The following is a 6,119-nucleotide window of genomic DNA, read 5'->3' on the forward strand; positions in this document are numbered from 1 at the left end:
AAGCCACGATGCCACTGGCGCTGCCCCGACAAAACCCGCGTCGGACATCCCTGGACGGGCGGACACGCATTCTGGAACCGAGGCCCGTTGCGGCCTCTCCAAACATCTGGCCCAAAGACCGTCATTGCCGCGGCGGCGTCCGTCGTCCGGAAATCTGAAGCACCCTATTACTGTTCGCGGTGCTCATTACCATTGTTCTCACTGGGTCAGGCGATCGCCGCGGTGCGCGGAACTGTCTCTTCTGCCGCTTCAGCTGCTGCAGCTATAAGGGTATCTGGAGGCGCTCTTCGAGGCGATGTCGGACAATCCGCTCTGTTCCCGCGAGAATCTATAGCTGCGCGCTATTGGCCAATCGGCTCCCTGGGAATGCCACACCATCGTCACGCGAAAGTGCGGCAGAATCCTTGAAAACTGACATGCGGGCGACGAACTTTATCTCGATCAGTTGTTGCGGCAAAGCGAGCGCCGGCGTCAGTATAGTGCTGGCGACCCCGGCTTTTCTGTCCCATAGGCTAAAGCATTGGATAGAACTGCGTCCACACGTCATAGAGTTGCTAAACGAGAAGACAGACCAACTGCGCGAGCGGGAAGTCGGGAGCCGAGGCGGTCAGGCGCTGACCGAACTGCGGCAGCAGTCGGCCTCAGGGGCGCGCGAGTCCGACGCGGAAAGCGGACGGTCGTCGTAACGTGCGGCTATCGAGTTCATGCCGATACGTCATTTCCCATTCCGCCGCGCAGAATTCCATGGTTCGGCGGGACCCTGCTAAGCCGGCGCACGATAGCTTAGGTGTGTTCGTGCGGCGACGACACTCCTTTCGCCGGCCGACGGGGAAAGCCACGGTGACTACTCGTGAGACGAGAATGCAATGCACGGCACGAGCCGGGTCTTCTGAGACAGGAACAAGTTCAAGGGATGCCCATTGTGAGGAGTTTTTCGAGAGGTCGTTGGTGCCCTGCAAAGCGGAGTCGAATTCGAGGCTGCCCTAAGCGAGTTGGGGAGCGCGGGAATCGACCACTCTCGCATAAGCTTTTAGCGCAGTCGGAGATAGCAGCGTCCTGCGCCGGAGCCGTCGGCTGCGACATCAAGCAGTTGCCACGCGTCGAGATCGGCTGGAGCGACGACCGGCAGCAGATTCGCACGCTTGCGACCTCGCTCACGGCCACGGTCGCCTCGTTCGCCAGCGCCGCCTTGTCAGCGACGGGTGGAGCCGCCGCGCCGGCGCTGCTGGCTGCGTTGGCCTCCGGTGGTAGCGTGGGTGGGCTGGTTGCCTTGTTCGGGCACGCCACGAAACCCACGTCCACGAGTAGGCTGAGAGTCAGATCCTCAACGGCGGGATCTTGTTGATCGTCCACCCCGCCAACGCAGCGCAGTTCGAGGCCGCCACCATTATTCGCGGGCACTGCAACGCGGATATTTTCGCCTCGCCGTCAGCAGCGCCAAGGATCAGTGCAGCAGACGTGCGCGAATTTGGCTAAGGACGGGAAAGAGCTCGGACGGATCGCCACGTCGAGTGTGGTCGGCGCTGATATCGGCGTATTCGACGATCCCGTCCGGGCTTATTACGAACCGAGCTGGCATCGGCAGTGTCCAGCTCGGCTCGCCATTAACAATCGCAAAGTCGAGACCGCATTCCAGTTCAGCGGCGCGCAACTCTCGGGACAGCTTCCAACGCAGGCCGAACGCACGTGCGAGCTTCCCGCCACGATCGACAACGCTGGGGAACGATAGGCCATGCATTCGCTCGGTCGCGCGACTCTCCTGTGCGGACTGTGGAGAAACCGCGACGATCGACGCACCTAATGAGCGGAGCTCGTGCGCGACCGCTTGGATAGCGGGCAAATCGAGGCTGCAATAGGGACACCACCGTCCCCTATAGAAGACAATGACGACGGGGCCGCTGTTTAACAGGTCGTAAGACGACACTACGTTCCCATCGGGATCACGCAGCCGGAATGAGGGGGCATGGTCTCCAGCATGAATAGCCCTTTCGGCGATACCGGAGGCGACCAGCTCATCCCTAGCTTCCTGACGGACACGCCAAATATGCGGAGGAGTGTTCTTGTAGTCCTCGTCCCGAACCGCATCGAGCCCATCCTGGAGATGCATCGTCCTCATTCTCACGGTACTCGGCATGCTCCCTGTCGAGATCGGGTTGGCGGCGGTCTGGCGGTAGTACTGAAATGCAAGTTTGACATATTTTTGCACGACATGAGTGGAGTCTTCATCGCACCGCTGTTCTGCACGGCGCTCCTACTGTGACCTTATCTCAGTTTTGCGAGGTCGTCATTCAAGGACTTGCGCAGACGCGAAACTGCGAAATCGACAAAGAGGCGCATTTTCAATGGCAAGAGCGCCTGCCGGGCATGAATAATATGGACCGGGGTCGGTTCGGGCTCAAAATCTTGGAGGATGAGGGACAGCTTCCCCTTGGAGACTGGCTTGACGATTTGATCTGAGTTGACGTTCGTAACGCCAATACCGGCAATGGCAGCATCTATCGCCGCTTCGGCGGTATTGATCTTCAATCGGCACAGAGGACGGACTGCTCGGCTCGGCTTTCCGTCTCGAGGGTTGAAAATCCAGGTCATCCCCGAGGCGAGGGCCGTATAAGTGATACACATATGCTTGGCCAAGTCGTCCGGCGTCTTTGGCGTTCCGTGTGCCGCAAAATAGGCGGGACTCCCGCACACGACGCGGCGTATTTCACCAACCTTGGTCGCAACGAGCGTACTGTCAGACAACATCCCCATACGAACGGCAAGATCGATGTGCTCATCGACCAAGTCAAGCGTATGATCTGACAGCGTCAAATAGACATTTATCTCCGGAAATTTGGCCAAGAACGCGGTCACTACCGGAACGACATACAGCCGCCCGAAGGCGATCGGCGCCGTGATCGTGAGACCGCCACGTGGAACAATATACTCACCAGCGGCTTGGGATTCGGCTTCCTCAACCTGATCGAGAATGCGCTTGCATGCCGCCAGATAGGACACCCCCGCGTCTGTCAGCGCCAGCTTTCGCGTCGAGCGGACCAGGAGTTGGGTATTGAGATGAGCCTCGAGATCGGCAACCTTGCGGCTGATCGTGGGAAGGGGAACGTTCAACTGCCGCCCAGCTGCGGAGAAGCTCTCGGCCTCGACCGCTGCGACGAAATATTCCATTGCTTCCAAACGATCCATCTTCTCTCACTTTCCGACAGGCCGACCGCTTGATTAACCTGTTATTGGGCCGATCGGTAGGGCCTCCCGGTCTCGGCGGCGGCCATTCGAGAGCCATGGAGGCCGGGAAAGAGACGAGGACGATCGCCCGTCAGGGCGGGGGCATCCGGAGCCACGGGTCGTGCGGAAGCTGAGATTTTGCGGGCATGGTGGGCCGCAGCGTTCCCAGTGCGGAAATCGACGACGCGAGGGAAGCTCGATCTTCATCGATATACGGGATGGGGAGTTCAGACGGATCATCCTTATTGCTGGCTTGAGCGCGTACTTTGCGGCTGGCAATAGTGGCGTCAGAGAGAGTGTGAATCGAGGGATTGGTTTGTGGAATGCGAGGGTTTGGAGGTGTCTTTCCACGATAGGAACGGCGACGAAAATCATGAGGGCGCACATTCGGTCGAAGAGGCTGGGGGTCGACGAGATCGGCCACGGTCTGGCGGGCGAAGGCAAGCAGGTTGAGCGTCGCGAAGACGGTAGCGAGGTTTGTTTTACCGTCGACGAAATTGTGCTCGATATTGTAGCCTTGGTCCTGAGGTGTTGACGGTTTCGTTCTCGACTTTCCATCTGGCCCGGCCGCGGTCGGCGAGTTCGATGACGTTTTCACGATCGACCGGTAGGTTGGTAACGAAGCAGCTTCGATGGGTCGTCTTGCCGTTTGGGTTGGTGATCTCGATGGAAATACAATTGACGAACAGCGCATCCTTGCCGTCACCCTGCGGCAGGTTGCCCATCCAGCGATAGGCATAGCGAAGTCTCGGTCTGCCGCGCTTGACGGTCTCGACCCGCTCGTCGATGGCGACGCCGGCGAGATATTCGGTCAGCGGCGGATGGGATTCGGGCTTGCACACGAGCAGGAAATGCCCCTCGGCCGCCCGCACGGCGTCGCGGATCGGCTGACGGGAATGAAGGTCATCGCCGAGATAGATCGGCCTGAGGTGCGCATGGGCCAGGACCCATGCGCCGCTAGCCAGCGCCGGCAGGGGCGGCTTTCGCAGTCCTGCTTCTCGGCGCCGTCCTGCGGATCGACAAAGGCCGGCTGGAGCGGCACGGCCCGATTGCGGCCGGGGCGACGAGCGAGGCCTGGATCGGAAGCACTGGTCCTGCCGCCCTTCGTCACGCTCGAGCAGCGCCGGCAAAAACCTCGGCGGAGCGATGACAATGCGTGCCGTCGAGTGCGATCAGGACATGACCGCCGAGACAGTGTGATATTGTTGTGGGTGTTAATCAGTTCGTAACGAACGCCCGGCGTGACAGTCCAGTTTCCAATCTCAATCTTGTCGTCGATGTAGAACGCATGCGCGATCGTACCGCCGTCGCTCGTCTGATAGGCGTTTGAAACGAGCCTTTCCGGATTGATGCTTGAAGAGCGATCGTAGAAGTCTGTGCGCGCGGCGATTTCTGAGCTTTCTTCCCAATGATATCGGTACCCCACAGTGACTTCGTGCGTGGTACTGCCGAGTTCAAACAGGCGTGAATATCGCGGTTCGATCGCAAAGTATTCGTAGTTGCGAGGAGCTGCCGTCAGGCGATAGCGACCCGCCTTGTCAGCGGTGCCCTGCTGCTCGATATGACTGCTGCGGAAAGAATTCACGTAATAGGTCAGAAGCTCGAAGTCGTTGACCCCATCATCATGGTGGTAACGGAGCGAAATATCGTCTCGTCGTCCGCTGAACTCATCGTATCTGCGCGTGGATTGAAAAGGATCCTCAGCATATTCTGCTGCAGTGAGCCCACCCGGCATACGGCCTTCGCCGTCATAATGATGGAATTGAATGTTAAGGCTGTCTGTATCGGAGAAATCGTAGCTTCCCTTGAGGATGAGATCGTCGATGTCCGTGCGGTCATTGCTGTCGCGATAACCTTGCCCATGAACGCCTGAATAGAGAATGGCGGCGCCGAGCCCATTTGCATTGGTTCCCCCGATGAGGAGATTTGGAGTCGCCTTCACATGCCCGTTATTGCCCGCAATTTCGGCGCCTGAGGCAAACCGTGCGGTCCATTCGTCCGGGATCGGACGTGTGACAAAATTTATGATGCCGCCGACATTCTGCGGCCCGTACCGTACCGATCCGGCACCGCGGACGACGTCGATCGTTTCAACATTGCCGAGCGTGAGCGGAAAGAGGGATAATTGTGGCTGGCCGTAGGGAGCATAAGAAAGGGGAACGCCGTCCATTAGCACGGTCGAGCGCGGAGAAAGCCTAGAGGTCAAACCGCGCACACCGAGATTAAGCGAGATGTCGCTCCCGCCGGTCCCACTGCTTTCCTGAACCTGAACGCCAGGCACCATGTTCAATGCGTCACGTACATCGCTTGCGCCTCTCGTTTCGAACGTGTCTCGATCCAGGATCGTTCGCGCCCCCGGATGCTTCAACGCCGTTTCCTGGTTTGGTTGATCGAGCCAGTTCCCGGTTATGCTGATGGTGTCGAGAACGGTTACACCGCCAGGATCGGCCTCCTGTGCGAGGCCAAAGGCGGGAAAGAAAGAAGTGGAGACAAGGAGAGCAGCCTTTGCGGCTGTGCGCGTGTGATACATCGAAACCTTCGCAGAGAATGACCAGACGAACACCATCCCTTTGGCAGCGGCTATGCGGCGATCGGTGTCACTTCAAATGACGTGGCCCCTAAATCATCGAAGTATGAATTTCAATAAAACATAACTCCAATCATCATGTTTTGGACGCTCGGACACCGATTCAGGACCCCTGGGCAATGAGTCCGCCATAAGATGAAGTTGGGCGCCGGGGGAACCGGCCAGCTTAGCACTCAGATCTCTGGCGACGCGCCGCCACCGTTCATTAACCACCGCGGCGGGCTTAAGATTTGGAGTTAGATAATGAGTTTGCGCAGCACTTCCTCTCGCTACGGCGCCGGCGCCCGGGCCTTCCACTGGCTGACGGTCG

At 58.8% G+C, this 6,119-nt stretch carries 4 protein-coding genes; all 4 read right to left on the minus strand.

All coding sequences use genetic code 11. From position 1 onward, the window contains the following. Positions 1-1,444 precede the first annotated feature (1,444 nt). Positions 1,445-2,206 carry a peroxiredoxin-like family protein gene (locus G6N73_RS34280; protein ID WP_343044843.1) on the minus strand — a complete coding sequence of 254 codons (762 nt, stop codon included), beginning with the start codon at positions 2,204-2,206 and terminating at the stop codon, positions 1,445-1,447. Positions 2,207-2,262: 56 nt separating this feature from the next. Then, positions 2,263-3,183 carry a LysR family transcriptional regulator gene (locus G6N73_RS34285; protein ID WP_165034330.1) on the minus strand — a complete coding sequence of 307 codons (921 nt, stop codon included), beginning with the start codon at positions 3,181-3,183 and terminating at the stop codon, positions 2,263-2,265. A 521-nt stretch (positions 3,184-3,704) separates the two neighbouring features. After that, on the minus strand, positions 3,705-4,064 hold the full coding sequence (locus G6N73_RS34290; protein WP_165034331.1) for a hypothetical protein: 360 nt from the start codon (positions 4,062-4,064) through the stop codon (positions 3,705-3,707). Beyond that, a complete protein-coding gene (locus tag G6N73_RS34295; RefSeq protein WP_165034332.1) occupies positions 4,034-5,752 on the minus strand; it encodes a TonB-dependent receptor family protein in 1,719 nt (572 codons plus the stop codon). The genes G6N73_RS34290 and G6N73_RS34295 overlap by 31 nt, the downstream gene beginning before the upstream one ends. Positions 5,753-6,119: the final 367 nt, after the last annotated feature.

Source organism: Allomesorhizobium camelthorni, from assembly GCF_011045125.1.
Taxonomy (GTDB): Bacteria; Pseudomonadota; Alphaproteobacteria; order Rhizobiales; family Rhizobiaceae; genus Allomesorhizobium; species Allomesorhizobium camelthorni.

Excerpts from the sequence above, each read along its gene's own strand:
- G6N73_RS34285 (WP_165034330.1), bottom strand. The coding sequence starts at position 3,183 with ATGGATCGTTTGGAAGCAATGGAATATTTCGTCGCAGCGGTCGAGGCC.
- G6N73_RS34295 (WP_165034332.1), bottom strand. The coding sequence starts at position 5,752 with ATGTATCACACGCGCACAGCCGCAAAGGCTGCTCTCCTTGTCTCCACT.